Annotated in this window: 14 protein-coding genes; 7 read left to right on the plus strand and 7 right to left on the minus strand. The window is 72.8% G+C overall.

The window, feature by feature from the left end:
- Nucleotides 1–3: 3 nt before the first annotated feature.
- The 7 genes from BLV76_RS16235 to BLV76_RS16265 form a co-directional block, all read right to left on the minus strand.
- Nucleotides 4–1,833, minus strand: a complete 1,830-nt coding sequence (locus tag BLV76_RS16235; protein WP_090970260.1) for a glycoside hydrolase family 15 protein — start codon at nucleotides 1,831–1,833, stop codon at nucleotides 4–6.
- Nucleotides 1,830–3,245 (minus strand): glucose-6-phosphate dehydrogenase, encoded by a 1,416-nt coding sequence (zwf, locus tag BLV76_RS16240; RefSeq protein ID WP_090970262.1) that lies wholly within the window; start codon nucleotides 3,243–3,245, stop codon nucleotides 1,830–1,832. Before zwf ends, BLV76_RS16235 begins: the two co-directional genes overlap by 4 nt.
- The gene (locus BLV76_RS16245; RefSeq protein ID WP_090970264.1) at nucleotides 3,242–4,303 is read right to left on the minus strand and encodes an NAD(P)-dependent alcohol dehydrogenase; all 1,062 of its coding nucleotides are present in this window, start codon (nucleotides 4,301–4,303) and stop codon (nucleotides 3,242–3,244) included. Before BLV76_RS16245 ends, zwf begins: the two co-directional genes overlap by 4 nt.
- 39 nt (nucleotides 4,304–4,342) lie before the next feature.
- Nucleotides 4,343–5,260, minus strand: a complete 918-nt coding sequence (locus BLV76_RS16250; protein ID WP_090970265.1) for a ferredoxin family protein — start codon at nucleotides 5,258–5,260, stop codon at nucleotides 4,343–4,345.
- Entirely contained in the window at nucleotides 5,257–6,480 is a 1,224-nt protein-coding gene (locus tag BLV76_RS16255) for a cupin domain-containing protein (RefSeq protein ID WP_090970267.1), read from the minus strand. Before BLV76_RS16255 ends, BLV76_RS16250 begins: the two co-directional genes overlap by 4 nt.
- 5 nt (nucleotides 6,481–6,485) lie before the next feature.
- Nucleotides 6,486–6,719 carry a BatC protein gene (locus BLV76_RS16260; protein ID WP_090970269.1) on the minus strand — a complete coding sequence of 78 codons (234 nt, stop codon included), beginning with the start codon at nucleotides 6,717–6,719 and terminating at the stop codon, nucleotides 6,486–6,488.
- A 130-nt stretch (nucleotides 6,720–6,849) separates the two neighbouring features.
- Nucleotides 6,850–7,284: a MarR family winged helix-turn-helix transcriptional regulator gene (locus BLV76_RS16265; RefSeq protein WP_090970271.1), complete on the minus strand. Its 435-nt coding sequence runs from the start codon at nucleotides 7,282–7,284 to the stop codon at nucleotides 6,850–6,852.
- An 85-nt stretch (nucleotides 7,285–7,369) separates the two neighbouring features.
- On the opposite strand from BLV76_RS16265, the gene BLV76_RS16270 reads away from it, so the two are divergent.
- The 7 genes from BLV76_RS16270 (at nucleotide 7,370) to BLV76_RS16300 (ending at nucleotide 16,590) form a co-directional block, all read left to right on the plus strand.
- Nucleotides 7,370–7,858 (plus strand): sigma factor, encoded by a 489-nt coding sequence (locus tag BLV76_RS16270; protein WP_175539704.1) that lies wholly within the window; start codon nucleotides 7,370–7,372, stop codon nucleotides 7,856–7,858.
- The gene (locus BLV76_RS16275) at nucleotides 7,855–8,487 is read left to right on the plus strand and encodes a helix-turn-helix transcriptional regulator (protein ID WP_090970275.1); all 633 of its coding nucleotides are present in this window, start codon (nucleotides 7,855–7,857) and stop codon (nucleotides 8,485–8,487) included. Before BLV76_RS16270 ends, BLV76_RS16275 begins: the two co-directional genes overlap by 4 nt.
- Before the next feature lie 56 nt (nucleotides 8,488–8,543).
- Nucleotides 8,544–9,989, plus strand: a complete 1,446-nt coding sequence (locus tag BLV76_RS16280) for an MDR family MFS transporter (protein WP_245734708.1) — start codon at nucleotides 8,544–8,546, stop codon at nucleotides 9,987–9,989.
- A 66-nt stretch (nucleotides 9,990–10,055) separates the two neighbouring features.
- On the plus strand, nucleotides 10,056–11,555 hold the full coding sequence (locus BLV76_RS16285) for a DUF3375 domain-containing protein (RefSeq protein WP_090970276.1): 1,500 nt from the start codon (nucleotides 10,056–10,058) through the stop codon (nucleotides 11,553–11,555).
- Entirely contained in the window at nucleotides 11,552–12,271 is a 720-nt protein-coding gene (locus tag BLV76_RS16290) for a DUF4194 domain-containing protein (protein ID WP_090970279.1), read from the plus strand. The genes BLV76_RS16285 and BLV76_RS16290 overlap by 4 nt, the downstream gene beginning before the upstream one ends.
- A gap of 2 nt (nucleotides 12,272–12,273) precedes the next feature.
- On the plus strand, nucleotides 12,274–15,765 hold the full coding sequence (locus tag BLV76_RS16295; protein ID WP_090970281.1) for an ATP-binding protein: 3,492 nt from the start codon (nucleotides 12,274–12,276) through the stop codon (nucleotides 15,763–15,765).
- Between the two features lie 9 nt (nucleotides 15,766–15,774).
- Nucleotides 15,775–16,590, plus strand: a complete 816-nt coding sequence (locus tag BLV76_RS16300) for a hypothetical protein (RefSeq protein WP_175539705.1) — start codon at nucleotides 15,775–15,777, stop codon at nucleotides 16,588–16,590.
- The last annotated feature ends 7 nt before the right edge of the window (nucleotides 16,591–16,597 follow it).

A 16,597-nucleotide genomic window follows, 5' to 3' on the forward strand; every position in this document is an offset into this window, starting at 1 on the left:
GCGTCAGCCGAGCTCGCGGTCCAGGTTGAGGACCGCGCTGATCATGCTGAGGTGGGTGAACGCCTGCGGGAAGTTGCCGAGCTGCTCGCCGTTGAGCCCGACCTGCTCGGCGTACTGCCCGAGGTGGTTGGCGTAGGTGAACATCTTCTCCATCGCCAGCCGAGCGTCCTCGACCCGGCCGACCCGCGTGAGCGCCTCGACGTACCAGAACGAGCACAGCGAGAAGGTGCCCTCGCCCTGCCCGCCGGAGGACTCGACGCCGTCGGAGAACCGCTCGGCGTCGTAGCGGAAGACGAGGCTGTCGGTGACGAGCCGCTCCTCGACCAGGGCGAGGGTCGAGAGGAAGCGGGGGTCGTTGGGCGCGATGAACTTCACCATCGGCATCAGCAGCACACCGGCGTCGAGGGTGTCGGAGCCGATGTGGCTGACGAACGCCCCGAGGTCCTCGTCCCAGCACTCCTCCATCACCTGGGTGTAGATCTCGTCGCGCACGCGGGCGAGCTGGGTCAGGTCGCCGGGCAGGCCGCGACGCCGGGCGACGCGCATCATCCGCTCGACCGCGACCCAGGACATCAGCCGCGAGGTGGTGTGGGCGCGCGGCTCGTCGCGGACCTCCCACATGCCCGCGTCGTCGCGGTCCCAGTTGTCAATCAGCCAGTCGGCGATGCGGCGCAGGTCCTGCCACGCGTCGTGGCTGATCCCGGCGCTGTACTTGTCGTAGAGGTAGACCGAGTCGATGAGCTCGCCGTAGACGTCGAGCTGGAGCTGGTCGACCGCCGCGTTGCCGACGCGGACCGGCCTCGAGTCGCGGTAGCCCGCGAGGTGGTCGAGCTCGCGCTCGTGCGGCACGTCGCCGTCGAGGTCGTACATCACCCGGAGCGGGCCGAGGTCGTGGTCCGACTCGCCGCTCTCGCCCATCCGCTCGGAGAGCCAGCGGACGAACGCCGCTGCCTCGTCGGTGAAGCCCAGCCGCAGCAGGGCGTAGACGCTGAAGGCGGCGTCGCGGATCCACACGAAGCGGTAGTCCCAGTTGCGGCCGCCGCCGATCTCCTCCGGCAGGCTGGTCGTCGGCGCGGCCACGATCCCGCCGCTGGGCTCGTGGCACAGCAGCTTCAGCGTGAGCGCGGAACGGTTGACCCGCTCGCGCCAGCGGCCGGTGTAGGTGCAGGTCGACAGCCACTGGCGCCAGAACGTCGCAGTGCTCTCGAAGAGGTCGTCGACGTCGCTCTCGCTGGAGCCCTGCGCCTCCTCGTCCGGAGCGAGCACCTCGAGCACGAAGAGCGCTGCGTCGCCCGGCTCGAGGTCGATGCTCGCGACGACGTCGGCGTCCTCGACCGTCAGGTCGGCCGTGGACGACAGGGCGAGCGCGACGTCGCCGTCCTCGAACCGCACGGCTCCGGCCTCCTCCGACAACGTCGGCGTGAGCGAGCCGTAGTCCGGGCGCGGGGAGAGGCGCATCGTCATCGCGACCGAGCCGCGGACGGTGACCACCCGGCGCACCAGGCGCTGCCGGTGGTCGGGGTCGTGCGCGCGCCGCACCGGCATGAAGTCGTGCACCTCGGCGACACCCTGCTCGGTCATGAAGCGCGTGACCAGGATGTTGGTCTCGGGCACGTAGTACTGCTGGCTCCGGGCGTCCGGATCGTCGGGTGCGACCCGCCACGAGCCGGCGTCCGGGTCGAGCAGCGACCCGAAGACGCTCGGCTTGTCGAAGCGACCGGGGCAGAACCAGTCGATCGTGCCGTCGATGGCCACCAGCGCCGCGGTGCGCAGGTCGCCGATCAACCCGTGGTCGGCGATCGGGATCGCCGGGCCGGCAGCGGGACCGCTCATCCCAGCCGCCACCCGCCCGGCGCGAGGTCGAGCGCGGCCTGCGGGCCCCAGGAGCCGGGCTCGTACGGCTGGGGGTCGGGCCGGTCGTCGAGCACCGGCTGGCACACCTCCCACAGGCGCTCGGTCTCGTCGGAGCGGGCGAACAGCGTGTGGTCGCCGCGGAGCACGTCGAGGACCAGCCGCTCGTAGGCCTCGAGAGGCTCGTCGTCGGGGAGCTCGTCCTCGAAGTCGAGCCTCATCGTCGCCTTCGCGAGCTCCATGTCCGGACCGGGCTTCTTCCCGAACAGGTCGAGCGACACCACGGCCTCGTCGGTGAGCTCCAGGACGAGCTCGTCCCCCGCCGGGTCGCCGAAGATGCTCGACTCCGGGGCCCGGAACCGCAGGGTGATGGTGCGCCGGGTCTCGGCCATGGCCTTGCCGGTGCGCAGCAGGAACGGCACGTCGCGCCACCGCTCGTTGTCGACGTAGGCCGTCAGTGCGACGAACGTCTCGACGTCGGAGTCGTCGTCGACGTCGTCCTCGTCGCGATAGCCGTCGTACTGCCCGAGCACGACGTCGGCCGGGTCGAGCGGGCGCAGGGCGTCGAAGGCGTCCTTGCGGGCCTGCCGGACCGCGCTCGCCGTCCACTCGCCCGGGTCCTCGAGCGCGACGACGCCGAGGATCTGGAAGAGGTGAGTGGAGACCATGTCGCGCAGGCAGCCGGTGGACTCGTAGAACGAGCCGCGACCCTCCATCTGCAGCGTCTCCGGCACGTCGATCTGCACCTGGGCCACGCTGCGCCGGTCCCACGCGGGCTCGAAGAGCGCGTTGGCGAAGCGCAGGGCGAGGATGTTCTGCACCGCCTCCTTGCCGAGGAAGTGGTCGATCCGGAAGACCTGGTCCTCGTCGACCGCGTCGTGGATCGCCGCGTCGAGCTCCTGGAACGACTCGAGGTCGAGGCCGAACGGCTTCTCGATGACGAGCCGGGCCCGCTCGGTCAGCCCCTCGCGGTCGAGCATGCCGACCATCCCGGACATGGCGGTTGGTGGCACCGACAGGTAGACGAGGCGTCGTACGTCGCTCGACCCGTGGTCGCCCAGGCGCTCCTCCGCCTCACGCACCGCCGCGGCCAGGTCGGCGCCGTCGTCGGAGTCGGAGGTCTGGAACGAGATCCGGCCGAGCAGGTCGCTCGCGACGTCCTCGTCGAGGTCGTCGACCGTGTCGCGGAGGCCCTCGGCGACCTGCTCGCGGAACTCCTCGTCGGTGCCGGGGGAGTGGCGCCCGCTGCCGATCACCGCGTAGTCGCCGGGCAGCCGACCGGCGGCGGCCAGCCGGTAGAGCCCCGGGAAGAGCTTGCGGGCGGCCAGGTCGCCCGTCGCCCCGAAGACGATGAGGACGTGTGGCGACAGCTCGTCGCCGGTCGGCTCGCTCACGAGGTCGGCGCCTCTCCGAGCGTCTCCGCGTCGATGACCGCGCGGTAGCGGACCTCGCCGTCGACGACCTTGTCGTAGTAGTCGTCGACCTGGTCGGCCGAGATCACCTCGACGGTGGCGGTGATACCGTGCTCGGCGCAGAAGTCGAGCATCTCCTGGGTCTGCGGGAGGCCGCCGACCATCGAGCCCTCGACGCCGCGGCGCATGGTGAGCAGCGAGAAGGCGCCGACCTCCAGCGACTCGCTCGGAGCGCCGAGGTTGACCATCCGGCCGCCGCGGTCGAGCAGGCCGAGGAAGGAGTCGAGCGGCACGGCGGCGCCGACGGTGTTGACGAGCAGGTCGAAGCTGCCGGCGAGGTCGTCGAGGACCGACTCGTCCTCGGTGGCGTAGTAGCTCGTCGCGCCGAACTCGAGGCCGTCGTCCTTCTTCGCGTCGGTGCGGCTCAGCACCGAGACCTCGGCACCCATAGCGGCGGCGATCTTCACCGCGACGTGGCCGAGCCCGCCCATGCCGATCACGCCGACCCGGGTGCCGGCACCCACGTCGTGGCGCTTCAGCGGGGCGTACGTCGTGATGCCGGCGCACAGCAGCGGCGTGGTGCCGGCGAGGTCGACGCCGTCGGGGATCTTCAGCACGAAGTGGTCGCGGACCACGACCTGGCGGCTGTAGCCGCCGTGGGTGGTCTCGCCGTCGTAGCCCGTGCTGCTGTAGGTCTGCACGACGCCCTTCTCGCAGAACTGCTCCTCGCCGTCACGGCACGCCTCGCACTCGAGGCAGGAGTCGACGAAGCAGCCGACGCCGACGGTGTCGCCGACCTGGTGGTCGGTGACGGCGGAGCCGACCTCGGAGACGGTGCCGATGATCTCGTGGCCGGGCGTCATCGGGAACACGCCCTGTCCCCACTCGTCGCGCGCCTGGTGGATGTCGGAGTGGCAGATGCCGGCGAAGCGGATGTCGATGCGTACGTCGTCGTCGCGCAGGTCGCGGCGCTCGATCGTGGTCTCCTCGAAGGCGGCGGAGGCCTTCGGCGTGGAGAGGGCGGAGATCGTGGTGGTCACGGTGGTCCTTCCATCGTTGATCGTTGGACTTGTTCGACGCTAGCGATCACCCGAAGGGGTCATCTCGTCGCGGCCGTGGGTCGTCACGGTGACGACGTCCCACTGGACGGCCCGGGTCGGACGGGTGGTGCGGCAGGTGAGCAGGGCCTCGTCGCGGCGACTGCTGGCGATGACGACGCGCACGGCCGGTGGCAGCGGGTCGTCGCCGAGGACCTCGACCGTCCAGCGCCCGGCGTCGAACGTCCCGTCCTGCTCGACGAGGCGCGGCACGGCGGCGGTGGCCGCCGCCGGACCCCAGCGCTCGTGCACCTCGCCGAGGGCGACCTGCTCGGCGGGGTGCAGCCCGGCGACGCCCCTCAGCCAGCGTGTCTGGACGTGTCCGGCGAGGTGTGCCTCGAGGGTCGGCACCGCGCTCTCGGCGGGCATCCCGCCGTAGCAGGCGAGGTCGGGCAGCACGAGCACGGTGGGGGCGAACCGGTCGCCGCCGAGGTGGCTGCACTCCCACGTCTCGTCGGGCCAGCGACGCGCGAGCGCCGCCGCGAGCGGGCGGCCCTTGATCGCGCAGCAGGCGTCGTGCACGCCGTGCGTGCACACGAGCAGGAGCGGGTCGGCGTGCGGCTCGCCGCCGGCCTCGACCCCGTCGCCGAGGCTGGCCAGCAGGTCGTCGGGGTGCTCCCACACGCCGGTCCGCACCAGGCCGGAGTGCGCCCGGAACCATCGCCGGGGTCCGCTCATCGCGGCGGCGGCGCCCTCGCGCCCGTGGCGGCGCACGAACAGCGTCCTGAGTCCCGGGTGCCCGAGCGCGCGCAGCAGCGGGGTGGGCAGGTCGGCACCGAAGGGTGCGGTGACGGGCCACGGTCCGGGGTGCTCGACGAGCAGCCAGTCGCGCTGCGGGGGAGCGGTGCCGAGCGCCGGGTCGTGCCGCGCCGCCGCGTCGTCGGAGCAGCGGAAGGTCATCCGCGCACGACCAGTCCCGCCTCGATCATCCGCCGGGTGGTCTCCAGCCCGAGGTCGGAGGCCGCCACCGGCTCGCCGGCCAGGAGTCGTCGTACGCCGTCCGCGGGTGCGTCGCCGACCGCGACCGCCGCGACGCGCGAGGTGATCGCCGCGCCGGCCAGGGTCGCGTCGACGTGGGCCCGGAGCCGGACGACGGTCTCGTCGGCCAGGGACGTGGCGAGGTCGTGCTGGGCCAGGGGACCGATCGGTGCGGCACGCTGCGTCCCGCGCCGGCGGGCGCGCAGCCGCGCGGCGACGTCGGCCGGGTCGAGGTGGTCGAGCGCGTCGCGGAGCAGCTTGGCCACCAGGTCGGCGTCGATGTCGTCCGCGTCGAGCCCCGTGCCCAGGGGGAGCGACCCGCGGGCCTGCTCGTCCTCGGCGAGCCGGCGCAGGGCGAGGGCGGTGAGCTCCTCGGCGACGGCGTGGCGCGTCCAGCTGTGCACCCCGAGGGTGAGGTGGATCGTGTAGCCGCCGAGCGCGGTCGCGGAGTGGAGGTAGCCGCGGGGGAGGTAGAGCGTGTCGCCGGGCTCGAGGACGGTCTCGATGACCGCCTCCTGGCCGGCCGCACGGCGGACGTCGTCGCGTCGGTCCGTCCACGGCTGGTCGCGCAGCGGCGACGGCAGCACGGGCGCGTGGATCGACCACTTCTTGCGCCCGGCGACCTGCAGCACGAAGACGTCGTGCACGTCGTAGTGGTCGTCGAAGCCGTGGTTCTGCGGGGGCGTGACGTAGGCGTTGGCCTGCACGGGGTGGCCGAGGTCGGCCGCGAGCTGCTGGCAGAAGTCGATGATCGGCGGCCAGACCCGGTGCAGGGCCTGGAGCACGATCGTCGAGCCGTCCGCGAAGAGGGCGGTGAGCTTGTCGTCGCTGACCTGGTCGGCGATGCCGGCACCGACGCCCCCGGGGGCCGTGAACGAGCCGGTCGCGAGCGTCGACCCCGCCTTGGCGACCCGGAGGAACGGTGTGCGCAGGCCGCGCTCGCCCAGCAGCTCGTCGACCGCGCCGGCGGTGAGCAGGTCGTCGAACCCGGCGGGATCGGCCGAGGGCCGCAGGAGGGGCCCGCGCGCCCACGTGCTCTCGGCGAAGTCGTCGACGTCGCCGACGAGGCGGGCCAGGGCGGGACGCGCGCCGACGGCAGGCCCGGCGGTGCCGGGCCTGCCGTCATCGGGCTGGTGGTGCATCGGTGTCAGCTGTCGGCTCCGCCGTCAGCGCCACCGTCCTGGACGCCGGGAGTGCCCTCGGCACCGCCGTCGGCGGGACCCTCGGCGCCACCGTCGGCGCCACCGTCCTGGACGCCGGGAGTGCCCTCGGCGCCACCGTCGGCGGGACCCTCGGCGCCACCGTCGGCGCCACCGTCCTGCACGCCCGGGGTGCCCTCGGCTCCGCCGTCGGCAGGTCCTTCGTTCTCGGACTGGCTCATGCCGTCCTCCCTTGCACGTCTGGGCCGATCAGGCCCGGTCAGGCGGCGCCGGACGACGCCGTCGTCTCCGTGTATAGCCACGCTGGGAGGCGCTGCCCACACCCGGAGGGACGAGCGTCACCCGGTGACGTCAGCCGTGCGCGCGGCGGGTCAGGGCGCGCAGGGTCTCCTGGAGCTGGGCGAACTCGGTCGGGTCGAGCCCGAGCAGGTCCACCATGTCGCAGTGGACGCGGTCGGCGTGACGCCGCAGCTCCTCGCCCTTCCGGGCGAGCGACACCACGACCTCGCGCTCGTCGGCGTGGTTGCGCCGTCGCTCGACGAGGCCGCGCGACTCCATGCGCTTGAGCAGCGGCGTCAGCGTGCCGTGGTCGAGCTGGAGGGAGTCGGCGATGTCGCGGACCGTCCGGTCGTCACGCTCCCAGAGGGCGATCAGGACGAGGTACTGCGGGTACGTCAGGCCCAGCTCGGTGAGCACCGGACGGTAGGCAGCGGTCACTGCGCGGGAGGCGGCGTACAGGTCGAAGCAGAGCTGGTCCGACAACGGCGGCGCCTGGAGGGAGGCCATGACAGGACATTCTGCCTCATGAGATATACCTTGTGCCCAAGAGGTTGTGGCACAAGGCATTACCTCCCACATATTGGGGAGACACGTGACACGACGACAGACGCGCGAGAGCGCACCGACCGGGGGCCTGGAACAGCTGCTCCTGGACTCGGCCGGCGGCGACCAGTCCGCGTTCGCGCAGCTCTACGACGCACTCGCACCGCAGGTCCACGGCCTCGTGCGCTGCGTGGTCGAGGACCCCCTCGTGGCCGAGGAGGTGACGGTCTCCGCCTTCGTGGAGACCTGGCGCCGCGCCCGGGCGTTCGACCCCGCCCGCGGCAGCGCCCAGTCGTGGGTCCTGGCCACCGCGCACCTGGTCGCCGTGCGCCACAGGCGCGGTGGGCGCAGCACTGCGGGCCGGTCCGGGAGACCGCGACGCGGCGGCGCGGGCGAGCTCGGGTGGGACGCCCTGGAGCTGGCCTACCTCGGGGGCTGCACGGAGACCGAGATCTCCACCCTCATGAACACCTCGCCCGAGACCACCCGGGGCCGGATCACCGACAGCCTCGTCTCCCTGTCACGAAAGAACGGATGAACGTGCGCATCACCATGATCAACCACGACGAGATCGTCGTCCTGGGGGTGGCGACCATGCTCGCCCGTCACGCCAGGGACATCGAGGTCCACGACCCGAGGACCGGTCTCGACCAGCACGTCGACATCGCGCTCCACGACCCGAGCGGCAGCGTCGGCGCCGACGCCAGGGTCCTGCAGCGTCTGCTCGCCGACCCACGCCTGGGCCGGGTCGTCGCCTTCACCGGGGACTTCGACCCGGCGACCGCGGAGACCCACTTCCAGAGCGGGTACGCCGGCTACCTGAGCACGGCGCTTCCGCACGAGCGGCTGATCGACAGCCTGCGCGACATCCACGACGGTCGTCGCGTCCTCGCGCCGGGCGAGGTCGACGGCGCGGTCACGGGTGAGGCCTGGCCGGGCCAGGCGGCCGGCCTGACCGCACGCGAGGCCGACGTGCTGTCGCTCATCGCGGCCGGCATGAGCAACAAGGAGATCGCCGAGCAGCTCGGGGTGACCATCAACTCGGTGAAGTCCTACATCCGGGGTGCCTACCGGACGATCGGCGTCGACAGCCGGACCAAGGCCGTGCTGTGGGGCATCACGCACGGACTCCGCACCCCGCGGGTGGACCTCAGCGGGGCCGAGTAGGGACCAGCGCCGCTGGACGGGGAACAGCCCACCGTCCCGGCCGGTTGCGACAGGACGTGAGTGCACCCGAGATCACCCGCGCCAGCGTGGGGCTGCGCAGCGAGCGCGGTCCCCTCCTCCTCGCGGTGATGCTCAGCATCGGCCTGGTCGCGATCGACGCGACGATCCTGGCGACCGCGGTGCCGTCCGTGGTCGACGACCTCGGCGGCTTCACCTCGTTCCCCTGGCTCTTCTCGATCTACCTGCTCGCGCAGGCCGTCTCGGTGCCGATCTACGGCAAGGTCGCCGACCTCTACGGGCGCAAGCCGGTGATGCTCGTCGGCATCGGCCTCTTCGTCGTCGGCTCGCTGCTGTGCGGCGTCGCGTGGAGCATGCCCGCGCTCATCGTCTTCCGGCTCGTGCAGGGCCTCGGTGCCGGAGCCGTGCAGCCGATGGGCATGACGATCGTCGGCGACGTCTACTCGCTCGCCGAGCGCGCCAAGGTGCAGGGCTACATCGCGAGCGTCTGGGCCATGGCGTCGGTCGTCGGCCCGACGCTGGGCGGGATCTTCGCCGACTACCTGTCCTGGCGCTGGATCTTCCTCGTCAACCTCCCGCTCGGAATCGCGGCCGGCTGGGTGCTGTGGCGCCGCTTCGACGAGAGGGTGGAGCCCCGCAAGCACTCCATCGACTACCTCGGAGCCGTGCTCCTCGCGGGCGGCGGGTCGCTCCTGCTGCTCGGGCTGCTCGAGGGCGGCGTGCGCTGGGGCTGGGGCTCCGCGACCGGCGTGGCGATCCTCGCCGCCGCGGCGGTGCTGGTCGTCGCCTTCGTGGCGGTCGAGTCGAGGACGGCCGAACCGGTGCTGCCGCTCTGGATCTTCCGCCGGCGCGTGCTCAACGCGTCCAACTCCGGGTCGTTCGTCGTCGGCGTGCTCATGCTCGGGCTGACGTCGTACGTCCCCCTCTACGCCCAGGCGGTCCTCGGCCACGGCGCGCTGGTCGCCGGGCTCACGCTCGCGTCGATGACGATCGGGTGGCCGATCGCGGCGTCGACGAGCGGCCGGTTCTACCTGGGCATCGGCTTCCGCAGGACCGTGCTGATGGGTGCCGCGTTCGTGGTCGCCGGCGGGTTGCTGCTGCTCCGGGTCAGCGCCGACAGCGCGCTGTGCGAGCTCGCCCTGCCGTGCTTCGTGATGGGCATCGGCTTCGGGTACGTCGCCAGCCCGGGCGTGGTCGTGGCCCAGTCGAGCGTGGGCTGGGAGCACCGCGGTGTCGCCACGGGGACCAACATGTTCGCCCGCTCGATGGGCAGCGCGGTGGGCGTCGCCGTGTTCGGCGCGATCGTCAACAGCCGGGTCGCGGGCGCCGGGACGGCCGGCACGGTCGACCTCGAGCACCTCGCCGCAGGCGTCCTCGCGCCCGCGATCCACGCCGTCTTCGTGTGCTCGGCGGTGGTCGCGTTCGTGCTCCTGCTGTCCGGGCTGCTGATGCCGCGCAACGCCGGAACGCAGCCCGCTCCCTGAAGCACGGGCCCGCTTTGCGATGCTTGCGCACCGACCAGGGTGGACGACGAAGGGGAGAGCGGGGCAGTGAGCGAGATCGCCGGCGAGCTGGCGCGCGTCAAGGGCGCGTTCGCGCAGCCGACCCTGACGCTCCTGCACCAGCGGCAGGCGCCCGTCGTGATCACGATCTTCCGCACCGCGTTCGGCCGCTCGAACACCCCGATCCCGACCGCCCGCCTGCACACCCAGGTCGAGGAGCACGTCGAGCAGATGCGCCGTGCGGGCGAGCAGGACGTCCCCGTCGGCAGTGGTCGCGAGATCTGCCAGCGGTGGATGCGCGGCCAGTGGCTGGTGCGCTCGCTCGACGAGCAGGGCAACGAGGTCTACGCCCTGACCTCGCACGCGCAGCAGGCGCTCGAGCTCGTGAAGAACCTGGCGCGTGACCGGGCCACGCTCAGCGAGCACCGCGTCGCCACCATCCTGAGCACGGTCCGGCGCTTCAACTCCGAGGCCAACCCCGACCGCACCGCACGGGTCACGATCCTCAACGAGGAGATCGCCCGGCTCCAGGGCGAGCGCGACCGGCTCGTCGACGGCGGCGACCTCGAGGGCGCCACCGAGGACTACATGCTCGAGGGGTTCACCGAGCTCCTCTCGCTGATCTCCGCGCTGCCGAGCGACTTCGCCCGCGTGGAGGAGCGGTTCGCCGCGATCCGCAGCGAGATCCTCGCGGCCTTCCGCGCCGAGGACCGGCCGGCCGGCGAGGTGATCGACGCCTACCTCTCGCGCGCCGATGCGCTCATGACGGCGACGCACGAGGGCCGGGCGTTCGAGGGCGCGTTCGCCCTGCTGCGCGACGACGCGCTGGTGACCCGGCTGCGCGAGGACCTCACGGACCTGCTCGAGCACCCGCTCTCCGACCGGATCCTCAGCGACGCCGACCGGGCCGAGCTGCGCGGCACCGTCCGGCTCGTGCGCGACGGCCTCGACCGGGTGCTGGCCCAGCGCTCGCGGGTCACCGCGACCCTCAAGGAATACATCGTCTCCCACGACGCCGCCCGCGACCGCGAGCTGGAGCAGGTGCTCCGACAGGTCGAGTCCGAGCTGATGACGTGGATGGCGAGCACCGGTCCGCGGGCCACCCACGACGTCGCCCTCCTGCCGGCCCGGGCCTCCGTCGAGCACCTGCGCGAGCGGTTCCACGACCCGGCCGACGACGTGCTGCCCGACCGGATCGTCGCGGCCGACCCCGATCTCGCCCCGCAGGTCTCGCTCGCCGAGCTCGTGGCGCAGGGCGGACCCAGGCTCGGGACCCTCCGCGAGCGCCTCGACGCGGCCCTCGCGTCCCTGCTCCCCGCCGGGTCCCTGGGCGCGCTCTTCGACGGGCTCGAGCCGTCGCTGCGGCGCCCGGTCGAGATCTTCGGGCTCCTCCACCTCGCCGCCGAGCGCGCGTGGGAGGCGGAGGAGGACACCGAGGCCTTCGACGCCGTACGCCCCGACGGCAGCCGGCGGTCGTTCGCCGTCCCGCGCACCGCGCTGCCCGACCCCGACCTCGCACCTCGTCCAGACACGGAGACCCGCACATGAGCATCGACGCCCACCCCGAGGTCGACGCCGAGATCACCGACGAGATCGCCGACGAGCTGCTCGACGAGGGCTCGGTGTCGCTGTTCGAGGGCGACGAGGGCGGCCTCGAGTACGGCCAGCGCCGCGCCCTCGTCACGCTGCTCAAGCAGCGCTTCATCAGCGCCCGCACGCACCCGCGCGACTGGGCGGTGCTCGTCGAGCACGAGCGGCTCCTCCGGTCGCGGCTCAACGACCTGTTCCTCGACCTGCAGGTCGACCGCGAGCGCGAGGTCGCCTGGAAGCGACAGGCCACGTCCGAGACCGGCGGCCGGTTCCCGACGATCCTCTACGACGCCGCGTGGTCGCGCGAGGAGACGCTGGTGCTGGTGCACCTGCGCGACCGGCTGCGTGCCGGTCTGGCCAGCGGTGACGCGCGGGTCTACATCGACCGCGAGGACGTCGTCGCCTACGTCGCCAGCTTCCGCCCGTCCCACGCGACCGACGTCGCCGGTGACGAGAAGCGCGCCCGCAACGCGGTCGCCAGCGTGGTGAAGTCCGGCCTGCTCATCCCGACCGGGTCCGACGAGCGCTTCGAGATCAGCGAGGCCGTCGAGCCGCTGATCCCGATGGAGCTGCTCCAGGAGCTCCTCGCCGCACTGCTCGCCGCCACCAGCAGCGGTGTCGCGCCCGAGCCCGACGACGAGGACCTCTTCGAGGACGAGGCAGGGGAGGACTGAGCATGTCCATCGACGAGATCGAGCAGGCGCCGGTCGACGGGCTCTTCGAGCAGAGCGACGTCGCCACCCCGGCCGACGACACCATGCAGTGGCGCGCGGCGCTGCTGCAGCTGGTGAACTGGGGCGGCTTCGGCGGCCTGACCGTCGTCCCGCTCCGCGGTGACGCGACGATGATCTCCGGCGCCTCGGGCGTCGGGAAGAGCACCATCCTCGACGCCTACACGGCGCTGATGATGCCGTCGGACACGAAGTTCAACGGCGCCTCCAACGACGCCGTCGCCGGCCGTGCCCGCGGGGCCGGCCAGCGCAACCTCCTGTCGTACCTCCGCGGTGCCGTCGACGTCGTCGACGACCCCCGCACGGGCCGGCCGGTCGAGAAGCTGCTGCGGGGCAAGGGCGCCGACACGTGGGGCGCGATCGCGATGACCTACGTCAACGACCAGGGTGGTCGGTTCACCGCGGTCCGCACCTACTACGTCCCGCGACGCGCGACCCGGTCCGCCGACGTGCAGATGCAGCTCGCCACCCAGGACGGCCCGCTCGCGCTCGACTCGCTCGAGGTCGCGGTGCCCGAGCGGTTCCACGCCACCACGCTGAAGAAGCTCTTCCCCGGCATCCGGGTGCACCGCACCTACGCGGAGTTCGCCGCCGTGCTGCACGCGCGGCTCGGCATCGGTGCGAACGGCGACGGCGCGAAGGCGCTGCGGCTGCTCGCCCGCATCCAGGCCGGGAACCAGGTGCGCAGCGTCGACGAGCTCTACAAGGACATGGTGCTCGAGCGGCCCTCGACGTTCGCCGCGGCCGATCGGGCCATCGAGCACTTCGACGACCTCGACACCGCGCACTCCGCGATGCGCACCGAGGAGCAGAAGCTCGAGCTGCTCGCACCGATCGCCGACCTCCACGAGCGCCGGACCGCTGCCACGCAGCGGCTCGCCGAGCTCGACTCCTACGGCGTGACCGTCGACGGCGACACCCCGCTGCGGATGTGGCTGCTGCGCACGCACCTCCGCCTGGTCGAGCAGGCCGTGGCCGACAACCGGGCCGACCGCGCGTCGACGGTCGACGAGCTCGCCGCGACGACCTCCGCCGAGCGCACGCAGCTGGCGGACCTCGAGGCGGCCCGCGAGTCGCACCGCGCGGCCGGCGGGTCGACCCTCCAGTCGCTCGCGCTGTCGCTGGAGCAGGAGCAGGTCGTCCGCGAGGACCGGCTCGCCCGGCGCGGCGTCCTCCAGGAGCGGCTGCTGCCGCTGATCGAGGCGACCGCTGTCGACACGGGTGCCGGCGACGCCCTGGACATCGACGGCGCGCTGCAGTCGGGTGAGTCGTTCGCGATGCTCCAGCTGCACGCGCAACAGTGGCTGTCGGGCTGGCAGCGCGACCAGGAGCGGGTCCGGCGCGAGCGCGACGACGTGCTGCGCGGCCAGTTCCCGCTCAGCGAGCGACAGGCCACCCTCCGCCGCGAGCGCGCGTCGCTCGAGGGCCGGGCGGGACGCATGCCCGCGCGGATGCACGAGCTGCGCGCCGAGGTCGCCGAGGCGAGCGGGATCAGCCCCGCGGACCTGCCGTTCGTCGCCGAGCTCCTCGACGTCGCGCCCGACGAGGCCCGCTGGCGCACCGCGATCGAGACCGTCCTCGGCGCGAGCGCCCGGATGATGCTCGTCCCGCTCGACCGGCTCGGTGACTTCTCGTCCGCCATCGACGGGCTGCGGCTGCGCGGCCGCCTGGTCTTCGAGGGCGTCGAGCTCGACCTGCCCGACCTCGGCCCCGGCGACCCCGAGCGGGTCGCGGGCAAGCTGGTGTTCCAGGACTCGCCGTTCGCCGGCTGGGTGCAGGCGCACGTCGCCGAGCCCTCGCGCAACGCACTCTGCGTCGAGTCCGCCGACGACCTCGACGGGCCCGCCCGCGGATCGGGACTGCGGGTCACGCTGGCCGGCCAGACCCGCCACGGGCGCCGCGGTGCGCACGGGCGCAACGACACCCGCAGCATCATCGGCTTCTCCAACGCGGACGCGATCGCCGAGGTCGACGCCGAGCTCGCCGAGCTCGACCAGCGCCTCGACGAGGTCGGCGCCCAGGTCGTCGAGCTCGACCGCCGGTCCCGGGTGCTCGAGCGGCAGCGGTCGGCGTACGACGCCGTGGTGACCGCGCGCTTCGACGACTTCGACGTCGACGGCGCCGACCGTCGCATCGCCGACCTCGAGCGCCGGCGCAGCGAGATCCTCGACTCCGACGACGGGCTCCAGGCGCTGGAGACGCAGATCGCGGAGCTGACGGCGCGGCTGGAGGGCACCCGGCGCGCGCGCTACGCCGTCGAGCAGCGCCAGCGCGAGCTCAACACCGCGCACGCGGACCTCGTCGACGCCGAGGACGACGTCAACGACCGCCTCCGCGCGATGGAGGAGGCCGGCAGGGTCGTCCTCGACGACGCGCAGGACGCCGCGCTCCGGGTGGACTTCGCGGCTGCTGCGGCACCGGCCGACCCGGGCGACCTCGAGCGGTTCGCCGAGACCTCCCAGCGGCTGGCGGTGCGGCTGCGCACGGCGGTGACCGACGCCGAGGCCGAGCTCAAGCGGGTGGACGACGACCTCGCGCAGGTCTTCCGGGTCTACAAGTTCCAGTGGGACTCGCCGAACCTCGGCACGACCGCGGACTCCTACCCCGACTACGCCCGGATCCTCGACGACATCCGCGGCGAGGGCCTGGCTGCCCGGCGGGCCGAGTGGCGACGCCGGCTCACCGAGTGGAGCGGGCAGGACCTCGTCCCGCTCGTCGGCGCGATGGCCGCCTCGGTCGAGGAGATCGAGGACCGGCTCGAGCCGATCAACGCGATCCTGCGGCGCCTGGAGTTCGGGGCGTCCGGTGACCGCCTGCGGATCCGGCTCCGTCGCCTCGCGCCCGCCCACGTGCAGGCGTTCATGAAGGACCTCCGCGCGCTCTCGTCCGGTGCGGCGCCCGAGCTGGGGGAGGAGGCGCTCGAGAAGCGGTTCGCCGAGCTCAGCAGGTTCATGCAGCAGCTGCGCAGGCCCAGCCAGGTCGGTGACGCGGCGACCGCGCTGACCGACCGCGACCGCCTCCTCGACGTGCGCCGGCACGTGGAGATCAGCGCCGAGCGCTACGACCACACGACCGGCGAGCTGCGGGCGACCTACCGGACGCTGGGGGAGAAGAGCGGCGGCGAGAGCCAGGAGCTGGTCGCCTTCATCGTCGGCTCCGCGCTGCGCTTCCGGCTCGGCGACGAGATGCGCTCGCGCCCGCGGTTCGCGCCGGTCTTCCTCGACGAGGGCTTCGTCAAGGCCGACTCCGAGTTCGCCGGGCGTGCGGTGCAGGCCTGGCGGGGGCTGGGCTTCCAGCTCATCGTCGGCGTCCCGCTCGACAAGGTCACCGGCCTCGAGCCCCACATGGACGAGCTGCTCGCGATCACCAAGAACGCCACGACGCACCAGTCGTGGATCACGCCGATCACGGACGCCGTGCGGGGGACCGGCACGTAGGCTCTCGAAATGGGATTCCTCCTGCTGGTCATCGTCCTCGCCGCCCTCGTGGGCGTCGCCGTCGCCGCGCAGCGCCGCAACCAGGCCACGCAGCTCCAGCAGCGTGAGGAGGAGCTCGAGCCCGTTCGCAAGCTCGCCTTCGAGGACATCACCGCCTTCGGCGAGGACCTGCAGCGGCTCGACGGCGAGATGCTGGGCACCCAGCTCGACGAGAGCGCCAACGCCGACTACCAGCGCGCGCTCGACGCCTACGAGTCGGCCAAGGTCGCCAGCGACGCCATCACGCGGCCCGACGACATCCGCCACATCACCGAGATCGTCGAGGACGGGAGGTACGCCGTCGCCTGCGTGCGTGCCCGGGTGGCCGGCGAGGCCCTCCCGACCCGTCGCCCGCCGTGCTTCTTCGACCCGCGCCACGGACCCGCCGTCACCGACGTCCTCTGGACGCCCCCGGACGGTGTCGAGCGCGACGTCCCGGCCTGCGCCCTCGACGCCGAGCGGGTCAACGCGGGCGCCGAGCCCGACATCCGCAAGGTGATGGTCGGCGCGCAGCGGGTGCCCTACTGGCAGGGCGGCCGCGCCTACGAGCCCTACGCCGCCGGCTACTACGGCGCCTTCGGTCCGATGAGCTGGATGTTCATGGGCGGGATGATGTTCGGCGGGTTCGGCACCGACGGTGCCTACGACGGGTCCGGTGACGGCGGGTCGGGCGACTCCGGCGGGGACGGCGGGGACGGCGGCGGCTACGACGGTGGTGGCGACTTCGGTGGCGGCGGCGACTTCGGCGGCGACTTCGGTGGCGGCGGGGACTTCGGCGGCTTCTGAGGCCGGC

Origin of the sequence: Nocardioides exalbidus, assembly GCF_900105585.1 — a bacterium.
Lineage (GTDB): Bacteria > Actinomycetota > Actinomycetes > Propionibacteriales > Nocardioidaceae > Nocardioides > Nocardioides exalbidus.